This is a genomic window from Photobacterium angustum, assembly GCF_002954615.1.
GTDB classification, from domain to species: domain Bacteria; phylum Pseudomonadota; class Gammaproteobacteria; order Enterobacterales; family Vibrionaceae; genus Photobacterium; species Photobacterium angustum_A.
The window spans coordinates 2,900,862-2,923,737 of the sequence record NZ_MSCJ01000001.1; the positions used below are offsets into that span (position 1 = coordinate 2,900,862).

Sequence of the window (22,876 nt, forward strand, 5' to 3'; positions counted from 1 at the left end):
GAGATAGAACATGATTTACCAAGGTGAAACCCTATCCGTTAGCTATCTGGAAGATGGTATTGCGGAGATCAACCTTAATGCTCAAGGCCCAGTGAATAAATTCAATATTTCGACACTGGAAAGCTTCAATCAAGCACTAAATGCGTTGTATCAACAACCCGATTTAAAAGGGGTAATTATTACCTCTGCAAAAGATGCCTTTATTGTCGGTGCAGATATTACTGAGTTTCTCGGACTATTTGCCAAGCCAGAGCAAGAGCTCTCACAATGGCTTTCTCATGCCAATGACATATTTAATAAGCTTGAAGATCTCCCAGTACCAACGCTTTCAGCCATTAATGGTTATGCGTTAGGTGGCGGTTGTGAGTGTGTACTCGCTACAGATTTTCGTGTTGCTGACACCAAGGCGCGTATTGGCCTGCCTGAAACCAAGCTAGGGATCATGCCGGGCTTTGGTGGCACTGTAAGACTGCCGCGTTTAATTGGTGCTGATTCAGCAATGGAAATCATTACCGCAGGTAAAGATAAGAAAGCACAAGACGCTTTAAAGTTGGGACTGGTTGATGCTGTTGTTGAAACTGACAACTTGAAGTGCGCCGCACTGGCAATGATAAAAAGTGCGATTGAAGGAAAACTAGACTGGCAACAACGTCGAAAACAAAAACAAGCACCGCTCTCGCTTAATAAAATAGAAGCCACTATGAGCTTCTCGACAGCCAAAGGTATGGTCGCCAAAGTCGCTGGTAAACATTACCCTGCACCTATGGCTGCTGTGGCGACTATCGAACAAGCCGCACGATGCGCTCGAGATGAAGCATTAGTGATCGAAAACCAGCATTTTGTTCAATTAGCCAAAACCGATGTTGCTCAAGCATTGGTCAGCATTTTCTTAAACGATCAATATATTAAAAGCCAAGCCAAAAAAGCGTCAAAATCAGCAAAACCGACAGAGCACGCCATGGTATTAGGCGCAGGTATTATGGGTGGTGGTATCGCCTATCAATCAGCGCTAAAAGGTACGCCTGTTTTAATGAAAGATATTGCTGAAGCTTCATTGAGCTTAGGCATGAATGAAGCGGCCAAGCTGTTAAATAAACAACTTGAACGTAAGCGTATTGATGGTTTAAAAATGGCTTCCGTTCTGTCATCCATTACTCCGAGTTTACATTACGCTGGCGCAGACAGTGTCGATATCGTAGTGGAAGCTGTCGTTGAAAATCCAAAAGTAAAAGCGGCGGTATTAGCTGATGTTGAAAACCAAGTTACCGACGACACCGTGATTGCTTCAAATACCTCAACTATTCCAATTAACCTACTAGCCAAATCACTTAAACGCCCTGAAAATTTCTGTGGCATGCACTTTTTCAATCCCGTTCATCGCATGCCATTAGTTGAGATCATTCGCGGTGAAAAAACATCGAAAGAGACCATTGATCGCGTTGTCGCTTATGCTGCGAAAATGGGTAAATCACCAATTGTTGTTAATGACTGCCCAGGATTCTTTGTGAACCGCGTACTCTTCCCTTACTTTGCTGGCTTTAGCTTATTGCTTAAAGATGGTGCTGATTACATTCAAATCGATAAAGTCATGGAAAAAGAGTTTGGTTGGCCAATGGGTCCAGCTTATCTACTTGATGTTGTCGGTATTGATACGGCGCATCACGCGCAAGCGGTCATGGCAGAAGGTTTCCCTGATCGTATGGGGAAAAATGGTAAAGATGCCATTGATGTGATGTTTGAAGCACAGCGTTTCGGTCAGAAAAACGGCCATGGTTTCTTTAGCTACTCTATCGATCGTAAAGGTAAACCGAAAAAAGCCGTGTCAGATAAGACAGAGGCACTTCTTGCCCCTGTTTGCCAACCAAATACAGCGTTTACCAGCGATGCTATTATCGCTCGTATGATGATCCCTATGATTAATGAAGTGGTGCGTTGCTTAGAAGAAAACATTATCGCCACACCAGCCGAAGCCGATATGGCGCTGGTATACGGTTTAGGTTTCCCACCATTTAGAGGCGGTGTATTCCGTTACCTTGATAGCTTAGGGCTTGCCAATTATGTTGCATTGGCCGATCAGTATGCCGAATTAGGTGCATTGTATGAAGTACCAAAAGGACTACGAGAAAAAGCCACTAAAGGCGAAACGTACTATAACCATACCACTAACCTGAACGCTTAAGGATGAGGATATCATTATGAATAACGTTGTAATTGTTGATTGTATCCGCACCCCGATGGGACGTTCAAAAGCTGGGGCTTATAGAAACGTTCGCGCCGAAGATCTTTCCGCTCATTTAATGAAAGGTTTGCTTGAGCGCAACCCACAACTCGATCCAAACAATATTGAAGATATTTACTGGGGCTGTGTGCAGCAAACCTTAGAGCAAGGTTTTAATGTCGCACGTAATGCCGCGCTTTTAGCAGGCATTCCCCATTCTGTTGGTGCAACAACGGTCAATCGCTTATGCGGTTCATCAATGCAAGCGATACATGATGCAACCCGCGCAATCATGGTTGGTGACGCGAAAACATGCATTATCGGTGGCGTTGAACACATGGGACATGTACCAATGAACCATGGTGTTGATTTCCACCCGGGGTTATCAAAATCCGTTGCAAAAGCGGCAGGTATGATGGGACTAACCGCTGAAATGCTAGGTCGAATGCATGGTATCAGTCGAGAAATGCAAGATGCCTTTGCTGCACGCTCCCATCAACGAGCTTACGCAGCCACAGTTGAAGGACGTTTTAATAACGAAATATTCGCCACTGAAGGTCACGATAGCGATGGCATTTTAAAGCGCTTTGAAACCGATGAAGTTATTCGTCCTGAAACAACCGTAGAAACCTTGAGTCAGCTTCGCCCTGTTTTCGATCCCGTTAATGGTACGGTTACCGCAGGTACCTCTTCGGCATTATCTGATGGTGCATCTGCTATGTTATTAATGGATGAACAACAGGCTCGTGATTTAGGGCTCCGTATTCGTGCGCGCGTAAAATCGATGGCCGTTGCAGGCTGCGATCCTTCGATTATGGGCTATGGCCCAGTACCTGCCACTCAAAAAGCACTTAAACGAGCAGGCTTAACCATCGATGACATCGGAATGATAGAACTCAATGAAGCCTTTGCAGCGCAATCGCTCCCTTGCGCAAAAGACTTAGGCCTACTCGATAAAATGGATGAAAAAGTCAATCTCAATGGCGGTGCGATTGCACTTGGGCACCCTCTTGGCTGTTCAGGCTCTCGTATTTCAACCACATTAATAAACTTAATGGAAAGCCATGACGTTGAGTTTGGTTTAGCGACCATGTGTATTGGTCTTGGCCAAGGTATTGCTACCATTTTTGAACGCGTAGAATAATAGACACGCCACTGACACAAAAAGCTTACCCTCACGGTAAGCTTTTTTTATTCTCGCTATTTATTTTTTATATTAGCGATATACTCAATCAGACTATCTACCTAAAAAATAAAAGACGATTTCAACGAATATATGCTAGGTGTACATAGATACCATGATTAAGTTTCATTTTATTCATAACTAAAAGTCGATATACACTTATCTTACATTCACTGTCGAACATGAATTTACCGGAGCATTGCTATGTTTAAAGCACTCGTACTAGAACAAGAAGATAAAAAAACAATTGCAGGTATTCGTCAGCTAGAAACATCAGAGCTTCCTGAAGGTGATGTATTAATTAATGTTGATTACTCTTCACTGAATTACAAAGATGGTTTAGCGATCACCGGTAAAGGTCGCATTGTTCGTCAATTCCCAATGGTTCCAGGTGTCGATCTAACGGGTACTGTCGCTGAGTCTTCAGATAACCGTTACAAAGCTGGTGATAAAGTTGTCTTAACTGGCTGGGGTGTCGGTGAAGGTCACTGGGGTGGCATGGCAGAAAAAGCACGCCTAAAAGCAGATTGGTTAGTACCGCTACCTGAAAAATTCGATGGCAAACAAGCCATGATGATTGGTACTGCAGGCTTAACAGCAATGCTTTGTGTACAAGCGCTTATTGATGCTGATGTAAAACCAGAAGACGGTGAAATTTTAGTTACAGGTGCAAGTGGCGGTGTTGGCTCTGTTGCTGTGACTTTACTTTCTCAACTAGGCTATAAAGTAGCGGCAGTGACAGGTCGCGCAGAAGTTAATGGCGACCTACTGAAAAAGCTTGGCGCAACAACAATTATTGAGCGTAGCGTATTTGAAGAGCCTGCTCGCCCATTAGATAAACAGCTATGGGCTGGTGCTATTGATACTGTTGGTAGCAAAGTATTGGCAAAAGTATTGAGCCAAATTAACTACAATGGTGCGGTTGCTATTTGTGGTCTTGCTGGCGGTTTTGATTTACCAACAACAGTAATGCCATTTATTCTTCGTAACGTTCGCCTACAAGGTGTTGATTCTGTAATGTGTCCGTTCGAGAAACGTCAACAAGCTTGGCAACGTCTATCTGAAATTCTACCAGCAAGCTACTTTGAACAAGCTTGTCGCGAAGTAGAACTTGAAGAAGTTGCAGAATGTGCTGAAGCGATCACTAATGGTCAAATCACAGGTCGTGTCGTTATCAAGCTTTAATCGATAACCCCACACCAACTAAGAAGGTCAGTCATTGTGCTGGCCTTTTTGTTATCCGCTACTTTATTAAACCCATATCAAGGATCCGTGAATCAATCAGCCGACTACACTCTTCTTTTATAATATTACGTAGCCATATTTGCGATGCTGAGTGCTCACACCGTGAGTGCCAAATAAGAGAGTAATCAAAAGGTTTAAACTCAAACGGCAGCGGTTTAACCACCAAGTCATAACGTTCTGCGACTAAATACGCAAGATCGGCAGGAACAGTAATAATCAGCGGCATGATCTTGAGCACCGCTAATGCGGCTTCTAAGTGGTATGCCCGTAGCACCAATTTAAGCTCAGGGTATCCACGCAACTCATCATCAATTAATGACTTAACTCCATCACTAATAGCAATCATCGCATGAGGGTACGTCAGGTAATCATCAAACGTTAATGGCTTATTGGCTAACGGGTGATCGGATGCTATCAGGCAAAACACACTCACTAAACCAAGTTGCTGATGACAAAGTGAATCAATATCTCCAACAGGGCGACAAATTGCCATGTCACAACCGTCACTGGTTAATTGCCCCAATAGGTGATCATGTTGCAGTGGTGCAAACTCTAATGAGATATGTGGCGCTTCTTGATAAATTCGCGGCAAAGCAAAAGGTAAAATGGTTTGCATCGCATAGTCTGTTGTCGCAATTTTGAACCGCTGATCACACTGGCTAGGTTGAAAATCATTAGGCGTTAATAAAAGACGCAACGACTCCAAGGGGTCATTTAACTGCTCATTGATCTCTAATGCACGTTGAGTCGGAATTAGTGCCTGCCCCTGTCGGGTAAATAAGGGATCATGTAATAAATCACGTAATCGACCTAACACGCGGCTCATGGCTGATTGGCTTAAATTCAAACGAACAGCAGCACGACTAACGCTTCCTTCATCCAAAAGAACTTTCAGTGCTACCAACAAATTTAAGTCACGACGATAAACTTCTTCTAGTTCCATCAGGCTCTCAGGGACTCGGAATTAATCAAATGTGACAATATTATGAGGGGATAGATAAAAAAAATCCCGCTTTAATCGCGGGAAAACCCAAGATGATGGGTGTTGGTTATGAATAAGTTAGCTTTCTTCTTCTAATTCAGCATCGCTGGTCAGTTCAAACCATAATCCAAGAGCCGCTGAAAACAGGCCTCCGATAGCAAAAATGCCCATATCATTTGAACTGGTTAACACGATGGTGCAGAACGAGATAAAACACAGTACAGCATAAATTGTTAGTCTATCCATTGATGTCAGCATACTACTTCCCCCTAATCCTTCAGAAAGAAAAGTTAACAACTTGTTAATTACGTTACACAGTATATCTTGATTTGCCAAGTGTTATTGATTAATTCTTGTCCATAAGTATGATCTACCACTTACTAATAAGATGTGTATGTTATGACTGCTATTTTTGATAATCCGACCCACAGCCTAGAAGCACAAGGACTACGCTGCCCTGAGCCTGTGATGATGGTTCGTAAAACGGTAAGGAAAATGGCCGAAGGCGAAACCCTATTGGTATTGGCTGACGATCCGTCAACGACCCGCGATATTCCCAGTTTTTGCCGCTTTATGGATCACACACTGCTTGCCGCAGAAACAGAAAGCGTTCCTTATCGCTTTTTGATCCAAAAAGGCACTAATTAAGCGGTGTTAAAAATACTAAGAAAAAGAACAAAAAAGGCAGCCATTAATTAGGCTGCCTTTTTAATCACTATCACATTCTCTCTAACGTGTAAGAACACTACACATCATTCATTTTTTGACGAAGTGCTACTAACTCATTATGCAAATCACGTATTTCTTTTTTAAGCGGTAAAACATAACGTAATCGGACTAATGAATCTAACGCCAGATATAACGTAACAAGCGCCCCTACTACCATAGGAAGCCACATATCCGTTAAGACCATACCAAAGATATTTAGCACCAATGCCAAGTGAAATAACCAACATTGGCTTTTTAGCGATATCGCGAGAAACTGAGCCATACTCCCTCCTGCAATTACAGCAAAACGAACAAATGACATAACTTCATTTACTCTAGCATGAGGGAATTAATGCTTCTTATAGTGCTATCACACTTCATCATAATGAAATAAAACACTTATTCCTGCAGGATAATAACGTCATGTTTCACATGAAACATTCAGTGATATCTACATACCAAACGCAGCACCCACAGCTAAGAAAACAAAAAGCGCAGCTGTAATTTTACGTATTAGTCCTAACGGCATTTTTTCAGCTGATAACTTACCAATAAGAACCACGGGTACATTGGCCAACAACATTCCAATCGTCGTACCAAGCACAACCCACATTAGAGCATCATGGTATTTCGCCCCTAGCATCGTCGTAGCAATTTGGGTTTTATCACCAATTTCCGCAATAAAGAACGCAATAAAACTGGCAATGAAAGGGCCTCGATTTGATAATTTTTCTTCATCATCGAGTTTATCGGGAATTAAGATCCAGCCAGCCATTAAAATAAAACTCACCACTAACACCCACTTTAAAATACTCGGCGTTAAGTAGTCAGCGATAGCGACACCAAGCCATGCTGCTAATGCATGATTAACGATCGTCGCAAGAAAAATGGCACAAATAATGGGAAAGGGTTTGCGATATCGACTGGCTAGCAGTAGGGATAAAAGTTGGGTCTTATCACCAATTTCGGCTAAAGCAACAGACGTAATAGAAACAGCTAAAACACTCACAACATACTCTCTGGGGCGGGAATTATTGATACCAATAGCAAACATACACTCCCACCCCGGTTTGTGTTGTTTGCCGTTGGTCTTGCCAAATTTACCGCGTTGGATAAATCATAATTACCACGAAGATTTTGCTTCGATTATGTTGATAATTATCTCGCAAGGTGCGAGAGGCTACTCCCCAAAGGAGCCATAATTCTAACAGAGAAATGAAGGTAAGTGTTATTCGATAGATACAAAAACGGTGAGCCAGCGCTCACCGTTTGATTACACTAAACGTAATAATTAACCAAGTGGAGAAAGAATAATTTCTACACGACGGTTTTGCGCACGACCGTTCGCAGTACTATTAGATGCGATTGGGTTAGACTCACCACGACCTTGAGAAACCACACGGTTAGCATTCACACCTTGACGGATTAAGTAGTTAGCAACAGCATCTGCACGAACTTGAGATAGGCGAAGATTGTAAGACGCAGCACCTTTGCTATCAGTGAAACCTAATACATTTAATTGTGTTTTTTCGTATTCTTTAGCCACAATCGCTACGTTATGCAGAGCATTCATCGCACGATCATTTAAGTTTGCCTGATCAAAACCGAACGTAATTTCGTTTGGCATGTTAAGAACGATGTTATTACCATCACGGGTAACACTGATACCTGAAGATGCTAATTGCTGACGTAGTTTCGCTTCTTGCACATCCATGTAGTAACCAATACCACCACCAAGTGCAGCACCAGCAGCAGCGCCGATCAGAGCACCTTTACCACGGTCATGTTTGCTTGAAGAAGCAACACCAATTGCAGCACCAGCAAGTGCACCAATAATTGAGCCGCCTGTACCTTTCGCTGTTTGTGATTCACCTGTGTATGGGTTTACTGTTGAACAACCAGCCATAGTTACAGAAGCCACAACAGAAAGTACTGCAGCGCGCACCCACTTTTTAGATGCCATTGCTTGAATTTGAGCCATCTTTTTAAGTATCCGTATACTCGATCCGAGAATCGAAAAAATTGAAATTTATGCTACTAGGCTATTAAACCCAATAATACTTTTTGCGTATTGTAATCAACAACGGTATATGAGGCATCAAAAGAATGTAAAAATTCCCTTAATGCAAAATAAAAAAGGATAAAGCTGGAAGAATTTTGGTAAATCCCCCCACAGATGTGTAAAAAACACGCACTGCCCCTACTCGCCTCAGAGTTGGCGAGGTATACTGGATTATTACTCTTTTTAATCCACTAATCTCGCGAAGCTGACAATGCAGAAATACGATATTAAAACCTTTCAGGGCATGATCCTCGCGCTGCAGGATTACTGGGGCCAACAAGGTTGTACTATTGTACAACCCCTAGACATGGAAGTGGGCGCAGGTACTTCTCACCCAATGACATGTTTACGTGCTCTAGGTCCAGAACCAATTGCAGCAGCGTATGTACAACCATCTCGCCGACCAACTGACGGTCGTTACGGCGAAAACCCTAACCGTCTACAGCACTACTACCAGTTCCAAGTGATGCTAAAACCATCGCCAGACAACATTCAAGAACTGTACTTAGGCTCATTAGAAGTACTAGGTATCGATACTAAAGTGCACGACATCCGTTTTGTTGAAGACAACTGGGAAAACCCAACATTGGGTGCTTGGGGTCTAGGCTGGGAAGTTTGGCTAAACGGCATGGAAGTAACACAGTTTACTTACTTCCAGCAGGTTGGTGGCCTTGAGTGTAAACCTGTAACAGGTGAAATCACTTACGGTATCGAGCGTCTTGCGATGTACATTCAGAACGTTGATTCTGTTTACGACCTAGTATGGACTGACGGTCCTTTAGGCAAAGTAACGTATGGTGATATTTTCCACCAGAACGAAGTTGAGCAATCAACGTACAACTTTGAGCACGCTGATGTCGACTTCCTATTCACATTCTTCGATCAATGTGAAAAAGAATCAATCAAACTACTTGAGCTAGAGCAACCACTACCGTTGCCAGCTTACGAGCGTATTCTAAAAGCCGCTCATGCATTTAACCTATTAGATGCACGTAAAGCGATCTCTGTAACTGAACGTCAACGTTACATTTTGCGTATCCGCAACGTAACTAAACAAGTTGCTGAAGCTTACTACGCATCTCGTGAAGCACTTGGCTTCCCAATGTGTAAAAAAGACAAGTAAGGGATCGCCATGACACAGAAAAATTTCTTAATCGAACTCGGTACGGAAGAGCTACCACCAACAGCACTACGTACCCTAGCAGAAGCTTTTGCTGCTAACTTTGAAGCTGAGTTAAAAGCTGCAGATTTACCTCATGATGGTATTAAATGGTATGCCGCTCCTCGTCGCTTAGCCCTTAAAGTAACAGGTCTTGCTGAAAACCAGCCTGACAAAGTGGTTGAAAAACGTGGACCTGCGGTATCAGCAGCATTCGACGCTGACGGAAACCCAACCAAAGCAGCTCAAGGCTGGGCTCGCGGTAATGGTATTACGGTTGATCAAGCAGAGCGCATGGTTACCGATAAAGGCGAATGGTTACTGTTCAAGCAAGAAGTCAAAGGCCAACCAGCCCAAACACTACTACCTGAACTGGCTGCTGCTGCACTGGCTAAACTACCAATCCCACGTCCAATGCGTTGGGGTGATAAAGAAACTCAGTTTATCCGTCCAGTGAAAACACTGACCATGCTATTGGGTGACGAGCTAATCGAAGGCACTATTTTAGGTGTTGCTTCAGCACGTACCATCCGTGGTCACCGCTTCATGGGTGAAGCTGAGTTTACTATCGACAACGCGGATCAATACCCTGCTATCTTAGAAGAGCGCGGTAAAGTAATGGCTGATTATGAAGCGCGTAAAGCGATCATTTTAGCTGATGCGAAAAAAGCAGCTGAAGCTGTTGGCGGTATTGCAGATCTTGAAGATGATCTGGTTGAAGAAGTGACCTCTCTTGTTGAGTGGCCTGTTGTACTAACAGCATCTTTTGAAGAGGAATTCTTAAAGGTTCCTTCTGAAGCTTTAGTTTACACCATGAAAGGTGATCAGAAGTACTTCCCTGTCTACGATGCGGAAGGCAAACTTGTGCCTAAGTTCATCTTCGTATCCAACATCATCTCTAACGATCCAAGCCAAATTATCTCGGGTAACGAGAAAGTGGTTCGTCCTCGTCTAGCGGATGCTGAGTTCTTCTTTAATACTGACCTTAAGAGCAAGTTGATTGATCGCCTGCCTCAACTAGAGACTGCGATTTTCCAAAAGCAATTGGGTACGATTAAAGACAAGACAGATCGTATTACTGAACTTGCTGGCTACATTGCAGACAAGATCGGTGCTGATGTAACTAACGCAAAACGTGCTGGTCTACTTGCGAAATGTGACCTAATGACATCTATGGTATTTGAATTTACAGATACGCAAGGTGTAATGGGTATGCACTATGCTCGTCACGACGGCGAAGCTGAAGATGTTGCACTAGCACTTAACGAGCAATACATGCCTCGTTTTGCTGGCGATCAACTACCAAGCACACCTGTATCATCAGCAGTTGCTATGGCTGATAAACTAGATACGATTGTGGGTATCTTCGGTATTGGTCAAGCACCAAAAGGTAGTGACCCATTCGCACTACGTCGCGCATCACTAGGTGTATTACGTATCATCGTTGAAAATGGCTACGACTTAGACTTAGTTGATCTTGTAGCTAAAGCGCACTCACTATTTGGTGACAAGCTAACCAACAACAACGTTGATTCAGATGTTATTGAGTTCATGCTTGGCCGTTTCCGTGCATGGTATCAAGATGCAGGCTTTAGTATTGATGTTATCCAAGCTGTGCTTGCGATGCACCCAACTCAACCAGCCGACTTTGATAAGCGTGTTAAAGCGGTAAGCCACTTCCGTGAGCTTGATGCAGCTGAATCACTAGCTGCAGCGAATAAGCGTGTAGGTAACATCCTAGCGAAATTCGACGGTGAGCTACCAACTACAGTTGATAATAGTCTACTTGTTGAAGCTGCGGAAAAAGAGCTAGCTGAAAAAGTTGAAGCGGTTGTAACAGCCCTTGAACCTGTTTTTGCTACTGGCGATTACCAAACAGCACTGACAGAACTTGCTTCACTTCGTGAGCCTGTTGATGCATTCTTCGATAACGTAATGGTTATGGCTGATGACGAAAAACTTAAAGTTAATCGTCTAGCACTACTTAACCTACTACGTAACCAATTCTTGAAAGTGGCAGATATCTCTCTACTTCAAAAATAAGGTTGGTTAACGTTATCTAAAACCACGCTCCGGCGTGGTTTTTTTATACCCTGATTCTGCTGTATCTTATCTATTGTTTCATGTGGAACACTTTTTTACTTTTATTAAATACGTATATAACCTCTCTGCTATACAAGAAAATCCACACCACCGACCACCACAAACCGATAATATTTCAACTTTCTCTGAACCGGACAATACGTTATGTTACGCTCAATAAGCCATCATATTGATAGCACTTACATCAAGAACTAATATCGACACTGAGGTTGTAAACGTAATGGACTTTTCGCGCTTTGGTAATAAGTTTGCAGGCGACTCTGGGATCACCCTATTAATGCAAGATCTCAACGATGGACTCACCAATCCCAATGCCATCATGCTCGGTGGTGGAAATCCGGCGCAAATCCCAGCCATGAATCACTACTTTACCGAGCTATTAAAAGACATGGCAACGACTGGTGAGCTTACCGCATCGATGACTAACTACGATGGCCCACAAGGTAAGAATCGTTTTCTAGATGCGCTTGCAGCACTGTTACAGCAACAATACGGTTGGGAAATTAGTGCGAAAAATATTGTCTTAACCAATGGCAGTCAAAGTGCCTTTTTCAGTTTATTTAACTTGCTGGCAGGTGAATTTGAAAATGGTAAAAAGAAAAAAATATTACTACCTTTATCACCAGAATATATTGGTTACGCTGATGCTGGTTTAAGCCCTGATATGTTTATCTCGTACCAACCTACGATCAGCATGTTGGAAGATGGCTTTTTTAAATATCATGTCGATTTTAGCAAGTTAGTCATCGATGACAGCATCGCAGCAATTTGCGCCTCTCGTCCTACTAACCCGACTGGCAATGTACTTACAGATAAAGAAATTGAACATTTAGCAGCACTGGCTAAAGAGCACCAGATCCCATTAATTATCGACAATGCTTACGGCTTACCCTTCCCTGATATTATTTTTGAAGATGTAACACCATTTTGGGATGACAACACCATTCTGTGCATGAGCTTATCCAAACTTGGGTTACCCGGTGTCCGATGCGGTATCGTGATTGCCAATGAAGCTATGGTTACTGCTTTGTCTAACATCAATGGTATCGTCAACTTAGCGCCTGGTAGTATTGGCCCTGCGGTGGCAACAAAAATGATCCACCAGCAAGAACTATTACCACTGAGCCAAAACGTGATTAAGCCGTTTTATCATCAGAAGGTGCAACGCGCCGTTGAATTACTGCGCCAAGCTATCCCCGATCCTCGATTTAAAATTCACAAACCTGAAGGCGCTATCTTCTTATGGCTATGGTTTGAAGATTTACCGATCACCACGAAGGTACTGTATCAACGCTTAAAACAACGTGGCGTACTGATCGTGCCTGGTGAATATTTCTTTATCGGATTACAAGATGAGTGGGCACATAGCCATGAATGCTTACGCATGAACTATGTCCAAGATGATGAAGCAATGCAGCGTGGTATTACGATTATTGCAGAAGAAGTCGCTAAAGCTTACGCAGAATAACCGCTTTTTAGTTAATATGAATAAATAAAAAACGCCGCTATCACTAGCGGCGTTTTTATTGAGCTTGAAAGCCAAACTATACGTTTGTGCTACACGTCAAGGTTAGCAACTTTCAGTGCATTCTCTTCGATGAAGTTACGACGAGGTTCAACCTGATCACCCATTAGACAGGTAAACAGTTCATCCGCTGCAACCGCATCATTGATCGTTACTTGCATCATACGACGGGATTCTGGATCCATCGTTGTTTCCCAAAGCTGCTCTGGGTTCATCTCACCCAGACCTTTGTAGCGCTGTAGAGAAAGACCACGACGAGATTCTTTGTTCAGCCACTCCAATGCACCTTTAAAGCTTGAAACCGCTTGCTTACGCTCGCCACGTTGAACAAACGCAGTGTCATCAAGTAAACCGTTTAATGCTTCAGAAAGATCTGCAATCTTCGCGTACTCTTTTGAATTCAGTAAATCAAAGCTTAGTAAGTATTCGTGATCAACACCGTGAGTACGAACCACAACTTTAGGTAGGTACACATTATTTTCTTCATCACGGATAACTTCGAAGCTGTACTGACTTTCACCGGATTGTTTAGCATTAAGTGCAGCAATCAATGGTGTTAACCATGCTTCTACTTGTGCTTCTTCAGCCATCATCTCTGTACTTAAACGAGGTTGATATACAAACTCATTTAACATCAATGATGGGTAGCGACGACTCATACGCTCAATTAACTTAATACCCGCATTGTATTGAGTAACAAGACTTTCTAATGCTGTACCCGTCATTGCTGGTGCGCCATCATTGGCAAACAATGATGCGTTATCCAGTGCCAATGTCGTTTGGTACTGGTTCATGTCTTCATCATCTTTAATGTATTGCTCTTGCTTACCTTTCTTCACTTTGTAAAGTGGTGGCTGAGCAATATAAATGTGACCACGCTCGATCAGCTCTGGCATTTGACGATAGAAGAAGGTCAATAGTAGCGTACGAATGTGCGAACCATCGACGTCGGCATCGGTCATGATGATGATATTGTGGTAACGCAGTTTATCTGGGTTGTACTCGTCACGACCGATACCACAGCCCATTGCCGTGATAAGTGTTGCCACTTCTTGTGAAGATAGCATCTTGTCGAAACGGGCTTTTTCTACGTTAAGGATCTTACCTTTAAGCGGTAAGATTGCCTGATTTTTACGGTTACGTCCCTGCTTGGCTGAACCGCCAGCAGAGTCCCCTTCCACAATGTAAAGTTCAGATACTGCAGGATCTTTTTCCTGACAATCTGCAAGTTTACCAGGAAGACCTGCTAAATCTAATGCGCCTTTACGACGTGTCATTTCACGGGCTTTACGTGCTGCTTCACGCGCGCGTGATGCATCAATGATTTTGCTACATACGGTTTTCGCATCACTTGGGTTTTCTAATAAGAATTCCGCCAGCTTTTCATTCATTGCAGATTCAACAGCCGCTTTGACTTCACTTGAAACAAGCTTATCTTTAGTCTGGCTAGAGAACTTAGGATCAGGTACTTTAACAGAAACAACCGCAGTTAAACCTTCACGCGCATCATCACCCGATGTCGCTGCTTTAGCTTTCTTCGAGTAGCCTTCTTTATCCATGAATGAGTTCAGCGTACGTGTTAATGCACCACGGAAACCAGCTAAGTGCGTACCACCATCACGTTGAGGGATGTTGTTCGTAAAGCAGTAAATATTTTCTTGGAAGCCATCGTTCCACTGCATCGCAACTTCAACTGAGATACCGTCATCACGTTCACTATCAAAGTGGAAAACCTTCGGATGAATTGGCGTTTTGTTACGGTTTAAGTGCTCTACGAATGCGCGAATACCACCTTCATACATGAAGTGATCTTCTTTACCTTCTTCACGCTCATCACTTAAGTTGATTGATACGCCAGAGTTTAAGAATGAAAGCTCACGTAAACGCTTTGCTAAAATATCGTAGTGGAATTCGATATTAGTAAAGGTGTCTTCACTTGGCCAAAAACGGATTCGTGTACCGGTTTTTTCAGTATCACCGATCACAGCTAATGGCGCATCAGGTACACCATGACGGTATACTTGTTGGTAAATGTGGCCAGCACGTTGAATAGTTAACTCTACTTTTTCAGATAAGGCGTTTACAACTGATACACCTACACCGTGTAGACCACCTGATACTTTGTAAGAGTTATCATCGAACTTACCACCAGCGTGAAGTACCGTCATGATAACTTCTGCCGCTGATACACCTTCTTCTTCGTGCATCTCGGTAGGAATACCACGGCCGTCATCGCTTACCGATACCGAACCATCTTCATGGATAGTAACAATGATATCTTCACAGTGACCAGCAAGAGCTTCATCGATAGAGTTATCGACAACCTCAAAAACCATGTGGTGCAAGCCAGTACCATCATCGGTATCACCGATGTACATTCCTGGGCGCTTACGTACCGCATCGAGGCCTTTAAGCACCTTAATGCTTGATGAATCGTAATTATTGGACATTGAGTTACTCTCGCTTTAATTATCCTGCGGTTATTTTACCGTGTTCCACATGGAACAACTTGCCATTTTCATCAAGCATATCGGCAACTTGATCGTCACTAATAGCACTGATAAATACTTGGGCGTTCGTTTCCTTTAATCGTTGCGCTAGCAACGCTCGCCTGTGGCTATCCAATTCGGAAGCAAAATCATCAATAAGGTAAATACATTGTTTGCCAGTCGCTTCTGTAAGGTGTAAACCTTGCGCTAAGCGCAAAGCACACACCATCAATTTCAGTTGTCCACGAGACAACACGTCCTCAACAGGCGTACCGGCAACCTTTATCCGTAAATCAGCTTTATGTGGCCCACTTACGGTATAGCCAAGTTGGCAATCACGTTCAAAATTGCGCTGCAACAACTCAGCATAAGGTGTTTCTTTTTCCCAGCCTCGGTAAAAGCCGAGTTGAATATCAAATTCAGGGAGAAAAACCTGAAATATCTCTGCGGCTTTTTCTTTTACCGCAGAAATGTAATCTTTACGCCACACGCTTATTTCTTCTGCCAATAAGGCAAGCTCTTGATCCCAGTAACTGAGCTCTCGATAACTGCGGGCAGTTTTTAATAAGGCATTACGTTGTTTAGTTAATCGTTTTAAGCGCGCCCATGCATGATAGAACTTAGGTTCAACATGAAAAACACCCCAATCGATAAACGCTCGGCGGTATTTAGGACCGCCGATTAATAAATCAAATCCTTCAGGGGTTATCAACTGTAATGGCAAAATCTGAGCAAGTTGTGCCAATTTTTGATTGGACTCCCCTGCTATTTTTACGTCAGTTGTCCCATCACGTTTTTTGTTGATCCCTATCGGCAGCATTAACTGAGTTTGGTTATCAACCACTCGACCATGAATAAACAGCTCGGCCTGTTCATGGCGGATCACTCTGCTCGTTAAGTGGCTACGGAACGAACGCCCATGACCTAAGTAATGGATAGCTTCCAATACACTGGTTTTGCCACTACCGTTAGCACCCACTAAAAAGTTAAAGCCAGCAGCTAATGCTAAATCACACGATGCAATATTACGAAAGTCGTGCACCATCAAACGAGTAAGTGCCATACCTATAGTCTGATAGGCATCACCACATACATGGCTTCATCGTTAGTGGCATCTTCAATTAACGACGGCGCATTAGCATCAGATAATGACAAACGGACTTGATCGCATTTAAGAGTGTTTAATACATCCAACACATAGCTCACGTTAAAACCAATTTCTAAGCTATCGCCTTGGTAATCAACATCAAGAAACTCTTCTGCTTCTTCTTGCTCTGGGTTGTTTGCCGTAATACGCATCTCACCATTAGACAAGTTAACACGCACACCACGGAATTTTTCGTTTGATAAAATCGCCGCACGAGCAAATGCATTACGCATCTCTTCACAGCCAGCTTCTACAAACTTAGTGCTGTTTTGTGGCATAACGCGACGATAATCAGGGAAACGTCCATCAACTAATTTAGATGTGAAGACAAAGTTGTTCACTGTCGCGCGAATATTTGAATTACCAATTTGAATGTTAACTAACGATTCAGGGTTATCAAATAGACGAACCAACTCTAATACCCCTTTACGCGGTACGATAATTTGCTTCGTTGGTAATTCATGACCCGTATCAATCGCACATACCGCCATACGGTGGCCATCAGTTGCTACTGATCGTAAATGCTGACCATCAGTTTCAAACAACATACCATTTAAGTAGTAACGAACATCTTGGTTAGCCATTGAAAACTGCGTGCTATCAATCAACTGACGCATACGGCCTTGTTCAAGCGTAAATTCAACTTCGCTTTGCCAATCTTCAATATTTGGGAAATCAGCAGCAGGCAGTGTGGTTAATGTATAACGGCTACGGCTTGAACGAATAAGTACGCGATCACCTTCGTAACTCACCGAGATAGTGGCATTACTTGGTAAACCACGACAAATATCGAGGAACTTACGAGAAGGTACAGTAACCGTACCGGATTCATAATCCCCTTCAAGGGCAACCTTGGCGATAAGTTCAACTTCAAGATCGGTACCCGTCATCGACAAGCAACCTTCTTCTACTTTCAACAAGATATTACCTAAAATCGGCAATGATGGACGACCACCAAGTGCTGCAGCAACTTGTTGTAAAGGCTTTAATAAATATTCGCGTTCGACGGTAAATTTCATATCAAGACGACAATGTTCTAATTAGGTTTGAATAATCTTCTTTAATATCGTGGCTCTCTTCACGCAGTTGCTCGATCTTACGGCAAGCATGAAGCACGGTAGTATGATCGCGACCACCAAAAGCATCACCGATCTCAGGAAGACTGTGGTTGGTCAATTCTTTTGCCAGTGCCATAGCCATCTGACGAGGACGTGCAACACTGCGAGAACGACGCTTAGACAACATATCTGCCATCTTTATTTTATAGTATTCAGCAACAGTCTTCTGAATATTATCTATCGTGACCAGCTTTTCTTGCAGTGCTAGTAAGTCACGCAATGCTTCACGAACAAAATCAATCGTGATCGCACGACCAGTGAAGTTTGCATTAGCAATAACACGGTTCAATGCCCCTTCTAACTCACGGACATTTGAACGAAGACGCTTGGCAATAAAGAACGCCACTTCATCAGCCAGACGAATATTATGATCTTCCGCCTTCTTCATTAAAATAGCAACGCGTGTTTCAAGCTCTGGCGGCTCAATTGCCACCGTTAAGCCCCAACCAAAACGTGATTTTAATCGATCCTCAACCCCATTAATTTCACGCGGGTAACGATCTGAAGTCAGAATGATTTGCTGGTTACCTTCTAATAACGCATTAAAGGTATGGAAGAACTCTTCTTGAGAACGCTCTTTATTAGCAAAGAATTGAATATCATCAATCAATAATGCATCAACGCTACGGTAATAACGTTTAAACTCTTCAATCGCATTATTTTGTAAGGCTTTGACCATATCCTGCACAAAACGTTCTGAATGCATGTAAACCACTTTGGCATTCGGTTTACGGTTAGCAATCGCATTACCGACCGCATGCAATAGGTGCGTTTTACCTAACCCGGTACCGCCATATAAAAACAATGGATTATACGCCGCTCCCGGATTATCAGATACCTGACGACACGCCGCTAAACCTAACTGGTTAGATTTACCTTCAACAAAATTATTAAAATTATGTTTTGGGTTGACGTTAGAACGGTAACCACCTGGCGACTCATTTTGCACAGGAGAAGGCGCAGGCTCATGGTGGACGGCTGGTTGAGGTTCTACCGCAGGTTTTGACTTTGGCAAAGTAAAGACGGGTGGCGCAACTGGCTGCGGCGGTGCTGCAACGGGTTTGCTCCCTACCTCAAAATGCAAGCTCGGTGCATCAGCACCACAAAACTCATTAAGTAGACGATTGATGTTATTAAGATATTTATCGCGAACCCAATCTAATACAAATCGATTAGGAGCAAATAATGTCAAAGTATGATCATTTAACTCAGCCTGAAGCGGACGTAGCCACATACTGAATTCTGTCGCAGGGAGTTCTTCTTGAAGGCGTTGAAGGCACTGCAACCATAGCGAAGATGACAAGGTAGACTCCACACTGAATAAACAAAACATAAAAGGAAGATAATTTTATACTCGCTGAACAAGGATCACCAGTAAAGAGATCGCAGATCCAGTGAATAAGATCGAACTTATGCACATAGATCGCACTACAACATGCAAGATCAGCACAAATTAACCCACCATTACCCACAGCTATATTAACACAGCTAGCACAAAGATAAGTCTTTCATTCCCCGTTAAATGGTATTTTTACTGAAGAATGACCATTTTATCATCGTCAATTATCATCCACAGGGAAAAGTTTTCATTGTGGGTAACCTTTTCTATCAATTTCCTCGCTCACATCATGCAGAAAAGACATGATGACACACGGTAATATGCTAGCAATTAAACAAATAGTTATTTCAAATAACTGTAAATTATTATCTTTATCATTTAATGCCAAGGTAGGATTTATTACGCACATAAAACACTACGAATAAAAGGTAAATACCGAATGAAAAACTGGATAAAACCCGCAGTTGTTGCCACAACACTGCTTGCATGTTCTACCACCAGCGTTATGGCAGCAACTACGGTAAAAGTCGGTATGTCTGGACGTTATTTCCCTTTTACATTTGTTAGTAACGACAAATTACAGGGATTTGAAGTCGACCTTTGGCATGAGATTGGTAAACGTAATGACTATAAGGTTGAATTTGTCACAGCAAGTTTCTCAGGGTTGTTTGGACAATTAGAGACAGGACGTATTGATACAATTTCAAACCAAATTACCATTACCCCAGAACGCCAAGCCAAATTCTTATTTAGCCAGCCTTATGTCATTGATGGTGCACAATTAGTGGTAAGAAAAGGCAATGATACGATCCACTCAACAGCTGATTTAAATAATAAAACCGTTGGCGTTAATCTTGGTTCAAACTACGAGCAATTATTGCGAGATCTACCTAACGCTAAACAAATCAACATCAAGACGTATGACAGTGGTATTGAGCAAGATGTCGCACTAGGACGAACAGATGCCTTTGTTATGGATCGTTTATCTTCCGTTGCCATTATCAAAGATAAACCCTTACCGCTTCAGTTAGCTGGTCAACCGTTTGCAACCATTGAAAATGCGTGGCCGTTTTTAAATACCTCCCACGGTAAATTGCTTCAACAGCAAGTGAATACGGCATTAGCAGCAATGCGCAAAGACGGCACTCTAACGGCTATTTCAACCAAATGGTTCGATAACGATATAACCCAATAAAACGATCCCACCATTGACCGTTTAACTCAATGGTGGCTCTTTCTTCGCTTTCATACCTTCAATACAACGGATCACCATTATGGGTTTTGATTTTAATTACATGCTGTCGTTGATGCCTATATTGTTGAAATACCTACCAACAACATTATTAATGGCAACCATTGGCGCAATATTTGCTCTCGTAGTTGGCCTTATTCTCGCATTAATACGGATTTATCAATTACCACTGCTCAATACACTGACTCAGCTTTATATAAGTTTCTTTCGCGGTACCCCATTACTGGTACAGCTCTTTTTACTTTATTACGGCTTACCACAGATCATACCAAGCTTGGTCGGGCTAGATGCATTTAGCGCGGCCGTGATTGGTCTTAGTCTGCATTTTGCCGCTTACATGGCTGAAAGTATTCGCGCAGCAATTACAGGGGTTGATCGAAGCCAACGTGAAGCGAGTTTGGCGATTGGCATGACAGAATGGCAAACAATGCGGCGTATTATTTTACCGCAAGCCACCCGTATCGCCTTACCGTCGTTGATGAATTATTTTATCGATATGATCAAATCCACGTCACTCGCGTTTACGCTTGGCGTACCAGAGATTATGGCCAAAGCACAAATGGAAGCCTCATCAAGCTTTAAATTTTTTGAAGCATTCTTGGCTGTTGCAATGATTTATTGGGCAGTGGTGGTAGTGCTTACTCGCTTACAACAACTGGCTGAAACCCGTTTAGACAGGGCATATGTACGATGATAAAGATCAAACAACTTACCAAACAGTTTGGTGAACATACCGTCTTTAGTAACCTTGATTTAGAAATACAAAAAGGCGAAATCGTAGCAATTATAGGCCCATCAGGTACCGGGAAATCGACTTTTTTACGCTGCCTTAATTACCTTGATAGTGCTAATAGCGGTTCGATCACTATCAATACCACCACGATTGACTGCACACAGCCGAAAAAAAGTGAGATTTTAGCTCTTCGCCGCCAAACCGGGTTTGTGTTTCAAAATTACGCCTTATTTAATCATCTCACAGCGCAACAAAATATCAGTGAAGGATTAGAAGTCGTTAAAGGCCAGAGTAAACAACAAGCTAAAGCGCGTGCTTTAGACATTTTGAGCGATATTGGTTTATCCGATAAAGCCAATGCTTATCCAGCAGCACTCTCAGGCGGTCAACAACAACGTATTGGTATTGGTCGAGCAATGGCATTAGATGCTGAATTATTGTTGCTTGATGAGCCAACATCAGCCTTGGATCCCCTATGGGTAAATGAGGTATTAAGCTTGATCAAACAATTAGCTCAACAACAGCAAACCATGTTGATCGTCACCCACGAATTACAGTTTGCCCGAGAAGTCGCCGATAGAGTGATCTTCATGGCTGACGGCGAGTTTGTCGAGCAAGGACCACCACAACAGATCTTCACTCAACCCAAGGATCCACGGCTACAAGCGTTCTTAACACAAATTGAGATCCAATAAGGATCCTTGAAGTTCGTCTAATAAAAAGTATAATGCAGCGCCCGTTGCCAGTTACACGTATATTTATTGACTCTTTGTTAGTCAGTGATTACAATTCCGCCTCTTTGTTAGAGGTGTTTGACTAATTTAAGTCAAAGACTGGTAACGAACTTAAAAACTGATCAGTTAATTTAAGGTAACAAAATGTCTAAACGTACTTTCCAACCAACTGTTCTTAAGCGTAAGCGTACTCACGGTTTCCGTGCTCGCATGGCTACTAAGAACGGTCGTGCAACAATCAATGCACGTCGCGCTAAAGGCCGTAAGCGTCTTTCTAAGTAATCATCGACGATTATTTTGAAGAACTACGCTTTTTCTCGGGAGTTACGCTTGTTAACTCCCGAACATTATAAAACTGTCTTCCAGCAAGCTCATCGTGCTGGCTCTCCTCACTTAACTATTCTTGCCCGTTCTAACGAACTAAACTGCCCCCGTCTTGGTCTGGCTGTTCCAAAAAAACAGATTAAAACTGCTGTAGATAGAAATCGCTTTAAACGTATTGTGCGTGAAAGTTTTCGTCTGAAACAACATCAGCTTCCAGCAAAAGACTTCGTAGTGATTGCAAAGAAATCAGCTAACGAGTTGAGTAACGAAGAACTCTTCAAGTTGTTAGATAAGTTATGGCATCGCCTGTCTCGCCCTTCGCGTGGCTAGTCGTAGGACTAGTCCGCTTTTACCAACTGGCAATCAGTCCTCTCCTTGGGCCACGCTGTCGTTTCACTCCGACCTGCTCCCAATATGCGATCGAAGCTGTAAAAACGCATGGAGCGTTAAAAGGTTGTTGGTTAGCGGCGAAACGTCTATTAAAATGTCACCCTTTAAATGACGGTGGTTACGACCCCGTTCCGCCAACTAAGCATAACGACAGAGAACATTAAC

At 42.8% G+C, this 22,876-nt stretch carries 22 protein-coding genes and 1 riboswitch; of the genes, 13 read left to right on the forward strand and 9 right to left on the reverse strand.

All coding sequences use genetic code 11. From position 1 onward, the window contains the following. Positions 1-10 precede the first annotated feature (10 nt). The 3 genes from fadB to BTO08_RS13220 all read left to right on the forward strand — a co-directional run bounded on the left by fadB (position 11) and on the right by BTO08_RS13220 (position 4,586). A complete protein-coding gene (gene fadB, locus BTO08_RS13210) occupies positions 11-2,179 on the forward strand; it encodes a fatty acid oxidation complex subunit alpha FadB (RefSeq protein ID WP_105061242.1) in 2,169 nt (722 codons plus the stop codon). A 16-nt stretch (positions 2,180-2,195) separates the two neighbouring features. After that, positions 2,196-3,362: an acetyl-CoA C-acyltransferase FadA gene (gene fadA / locus BTO08_RS13215; protein ID WP_105061243.1), complete on the forward strand. Its 1,167-nt coding sequence runs from the start codon at positions 2,196-2,198 to the stop codon at positions 3,360-3,362. Positions 3,363-3,605: 243 nt separating this feature from the next. Then, positions 3,606-4,586 carry an MDR family oxidoreductase gene (locus BTO08_RS13220; protein ID WP_105061244.1) on the forward strand — a complete coding sequence of 327 codons (981 nt, stop codon included), beginning with the start codon at positions 3,606-3,608 and terminating at the stop codon, positions 4,584-4,586. 58 nt (positions 4,587-4,644) lie between these two features. Here BTO08_RS13220 and BTO08_RS13225 read toward each other — a convergent pair whose 3' ends face one another. Further along, a complete protein-coding gene (locus tag BTO08_RS13225) occupies positions 4,645-5,589 on the reverse strand; it encodes a LysR family transcriptional regulator (RefSeq protein WP_105061245.1) in 945 nt (314 codons plus the stop codon). 117 nt (positions 5,590-5,706) lie between these two features. Then, positions 5,707-5,886 (reverse strand): hypothetical protein, encoded by a 180-nt coding sequence (locus BTO08_RS13230; RefSeq protein WP_105061246.1) that lies wholly within the window; start codon positions 5,884-5,886, stop codon positions 5,707-5,709. Between the two features lie 141 nt (positions 5,887-6,027). Here BTO08_RS13230 and tusA point away from each other — a divergent pair, with 141 nt between their 5' ends. After that, a complete protein-coding gene (tusA, locus tag BTO08_RS13235) occupies positions 6,028-6,276 on the forward strand; it encodes a sulfurtransferase TusA (RefSeq protein ID WP_005372237.1) in 249 nt (82 codons plus the stop codon). 97 nt (positions 6,277-6,373) lie between these two features. Here tusA and BTO08_RS13240 read toward each other — a convergent pair whose 3' ends face one another. The 3 genes from BTO08_RS13240 to BTO08_RS13250 form a co-directional block, all read right to left on the reverse strand. Continuing rightward, positions 6,374-6,619 carry a hypothetical protein gene (locus BTO08_RS13240; RefSeq protein WP_198038440.1) on the reverse strand — a complete coding sequence of 82 codons (246 nt, stop codon included), beginning with the start codon at positions 6,617-6,619 and terminating at the stop codon, positions 6,374-6,376. A 168-nt stretch (positions 6,620-6,787) separates the two neighbouring features. Beyond that, the gene (locus BTO08_RS13245; RefSeq protein ID WP_105061348.1) at positions 6,788-7,345 is read right to left on the reverse strand and encodes a TMEM165/GDT1 family protein; all 558 of its coding nucleotides are present in this window, start codon (positions 7,343-7,345) and stop codon (positions 6,788-6,790) included. Positions 7,346-7,432: 87 nt separating this feature from the next. Further along, positions 7,433-7,530: riboswitch (yybP-ykoY riboswitch) on the reverse strand. A gap of 97 nt (positions 7,531-7,627) precedes the next feature. Continuing rightward, entirely contained in the window at positions 7,628-8,317 is a 690-nt protein-coding gene (locus BTO08_RS13250) for an OmpA family protein (protein ID WP_105061248.1), read from the reverse strand. A 292-nt stretch (positions 8,318-8,609) separates the two neighbouring features. Between BTO08_RS13250 and glyQ the strand changes: the two genes are divergently transcribed. The 3 genes from glyQ (at position 8,610) to BTO08_RS13265 (ending at position 13,128) form a co-directional block, all read left to right on the forward strand. After that, entirely contained in the window at positions 8,610-9,521 is a 912-nt protein-coding gene (glyQ, locus tag BTO08_RS13255; RefSeq protein WP_005372243.1) for a glycine--tRNA ligase subunit alpha, read from the forward strand. A gap of 9 nt (positions 9,522-9,530) precedes the next feature. Beyond that, complete coding sequence (glyS, locus tag BTO08_RS13260; protein WP_105061249.1) at positions 9,531-11,600, forward strand: glycine--tRNA ligase subunit beta; 2,070 nt, start codon at positions 9,531-9,533, stop codon at positions 11,598-11,600. Between the two features lie 280 nt (positions 11,601-11,880). Further along, the gene (locus BTO08_RS13265) at positions 11,881-13,128 is read left to right on the forward strand and encodes a valine--pyruvate transaminase (protein ID WP_105061250.1); all 1,248 of its coding nucleotides are present in this window, start codon (positions 11,881-11,883) and stop codon (positions 13,126-13,128) included. Between the two features lie 89 nt (positions 13,129-13,217). Here the strand turns inward: BTO08_RS13265 and gyrB are convergent, their stop codons facing one another. Genes gyrB through dnaA form a run of 4 tightly spaced genes read right to left on the reverse strand, consistent with a single transcriptional unit; the run spans position 13,218 to position 19,242 of the window. Beyond that, a complete protein-coding gene (gene gyrB / locus BTO08_RS13270) occupies positions 13,218-15,635 on the reverse strand; it encodes a DNA topoisomerase (ATP-hydrolyzing) subunit B (RefSeq protein ID WP_105061251.1) in 2,418 nt (805 codons plus the stop codon). A gap of 19 nt (positions 15,636-15,654) precedes the next feature. Continuing rightward, positions 15,655-16,737 carry a DNA replication/repair protein RecF gene (gene recF / locus BTO08_RS13275; protein ID WP_005372252.1) on the reverse strand — a complete coding sequence of 361 codons (1,083 nt, stop codon included), beginning with the start codon at positions 16,735-16,737 and terminating at the stop codon, positions 15,655-15,657. 2 nt (positions 16,738-16,739) lie between these two features. Beyond that, positions 16,740-17,840, reverse strand: coding sequence for a DNA polymerase III subunit beta (gene dnaN / locus BTO08_RS13280; RefSeq protein WP_105061252.1), 1,101 nt, complete (start codon positions 17,838-17,840; stop codon positions 16,740-16,742). 1 nt (position 17,841) lies between these two features. Next, entirely contained in the window at positions 17,842-19,242 is a 1,401-nt protein-coding gene (dnaA, locus tag BTO08_RS13285) for a chromosomal replication initiator protein DnaA (protein ID WP_006647549.1), read from the reverse strand. Between the two features lie 475 nt (positions 19,243-19,717). Between dnaA and BTO08_RS13290 the strand changes: the two genes are divergently transcribed. From BTO08_RS13290 to yidD, 6 genes are all read left to right on the forward strand, one after another. Beyond that, positions 19,718-20,473 (forward strand): amino acid ABC transporter substrate-binding protein, encoded by a 756-nt coding sequence (locus BTO08_RS13290; RefSeq protein WP_005372255.1) that lies wholly within the window; start codon positions 19,718-19,720, stop codon positions 20,471-20,473. A gap of 79 nt (positions 20,474-20,552) precedes the next feature. Beyond that, a complete protein-coding gene (locus BTO08_RS13295) occupies positions 20,553-21,224 on the forward strand; it encodes an amino acid ABC transporter permease (protein ID WP_045084635.1) in 672 nt (223 codons plus the stop codon). Beyond that, positions 21,221-21,958, forward strand: a complete 738-nt coding sequence (locus BTO08_RS13300; RefSeq protein WP_105061253.1) for an amino acid ABC transporter ATP-binding protein — start codon at positions 21,221-21,223, stop codon at positions 21,956-21,958. The genes BTO08_RS13295 and BTO08_RS13300 overlap by 4 nt, the downstream gene beginning before the upstream one ends. 183 nt (positions 21,959-22,141) lie before the next feature. After that, on the forward strand, positions 22,142-22,279 hold the full coding sequence (gene rpmH / locus BTO08_RS13305; protein WP_005372258.1) for a 50S ribosomal protein L34: 138 nt from the start codon (positions 22,142-22,144) through the stop codon (positions 22,277-22,279). A gap of 15 nt (positions 22,280-22,294) precedes the next feature. Then, the gene (gene rnpA / locus BTO08_RS13310) at positions 22,295-22,651 is read left to right on the forward strand and encodes a ribonuclease P protein component (protein WP_005372259.1); all 357 of its coding nucleotides are present in this window, start codon (positions 22,295-22,297) and stop codon (positions 22,649-22,651) included. Then, positions 22,618-22,875: a membrane protein insertion efficiency factor YidD gene (gene yidD, locus BTO08_RS13315; protein ID WP_005372265.1), complete on the forward strand. Its 258-nt coding sequence runs from the start codon at positions 22,618-22,620 to the stop codon at positions 22,873-22,875. Before rnpA ends, yidD begins: the two co-directional genes overlap by 34 nt. Position 22,876: the final 1 nt, after the last annotated feature.

Coding starts and splice junctions, on each gene's coding strand:
- BTO08_RS13225 (WP_105061245.1), bottom strand. CDS start 5,589: ATGGAACTAGAAGAAGTTTATCGTCGTGACTTAAATTTGTTGGTAGCA.
- dnaN (WP_105061252.1), bottom strand. CDS start 17,840: ATGAAATTTACCGTCGAACGCGAATATTTATTAAAGCCTTTACAACAA.
- BTO08_RS13220 (WP_105061244.1), top strand. CDS start 3,606: ATGTTTAAAGCACTCGTACTAGAACAAGAAGATAAAAAAACAATTGCA.
- BTO08_RS13265 (WP_105061250.1), top strand. CDS start 11,881: ATGGACTTTTCGCGCTTTGGTAATAAGTTTGCAGGCGACTCTGGGATC.
- BTO08_RS13240 (WP_198038440.1), bottom strand. CDS start 6,619: ATGGCTCAGTTTCTCGCGATATCGCTAAAAAGCCAATGTTGGTTATTT.
- BTO08_RS13290 (WP_005372255.1), top strand. CDS start 19,718: ATGAAAAACTGGATAAAACCCGCAGTTGTTGCCACAACACTGCTTGCA.
- fadB (WP_105061242.1), top strand. CDS start 11: ATGATTTACCAAGGTGAAACCCTATCCGTTAGCTATCTGGAAGATGGT.
- fadA (WP_105061243.1), top strand. CDS start 2,196: ATGAATAACGTTGTAATTGTTGATTGTATCCGCACCCCGATGGGACGT.
- BTO08_RS13300 (WP_105061253.1), top strand. CDS start 21,221: ATGATAAAGATCAAACAACTTACCAAACAGTTTGGTGAACATACCGTC.
- BTO08_RS13230 (WP_105061246.1), bottom strand. CDS start 5,886: ATGCTGACATCAATGGATAGACTAACAATTTATGCTGTACTGTGTTTT.
- rpmH (WP_005372258.1), top strand. CDS start 22,142: ATGTCTAAACGTACTTTCCAACCAACTGTTCTTAAGCGTAAGCGTACT.
- gyrB (WP_105061251.1), bottom strand. CDS start 15,635: ATGTCCAATAATTACGATTCATCAAGCATTAAGGTGCTTAAAGGCCTC.
- tusA (WP_005372237.1), top strand. CDS start 6,028: ATGACTGCTATTTTTGATAATCCGACCCACAGCCTAGAAGCACAAGGA.
- BTO08_RS13250 (WP_105061248.1), bottom strand. CDS start 8,317: ATGGCTCAAATTCAAGCAATGGCATCTAAAAAGTGGGTGCGCGCTGCA.
- glyQ (WP_005372243.1), top strand. CDS start 8,610: ATGCAGAAATACGATATTAAAACCTTTCAGGGCATGATCCTCGCGCTG.
- recF (WP_005372252.1), bottom strand. CDS start 16,737: ATGGCACTTACTCGTTTGATGGTGCACGACTTTCGTAATATTGCATCG.
- glyS (WP_105061249.1), top strand. CDS start 9,531: ATGACACAGAAAAATTTCTTAATCGAACTCGGTACGGAAGAGCTACCA.
- yidD (WP_005372265.1), top strand. CDS start 22,618: ATGGCATCGCCTGTCTCGCCCTTCGCGTGGCTAGTCGTAGGACTAGTC.
- BTO08_RS13295 (WP_045084635.1), top strand. CDS start 20,553: ATGGGTTTTGATTTTAATTACATGCTGTCGTTGATGCCTATATTGTTG.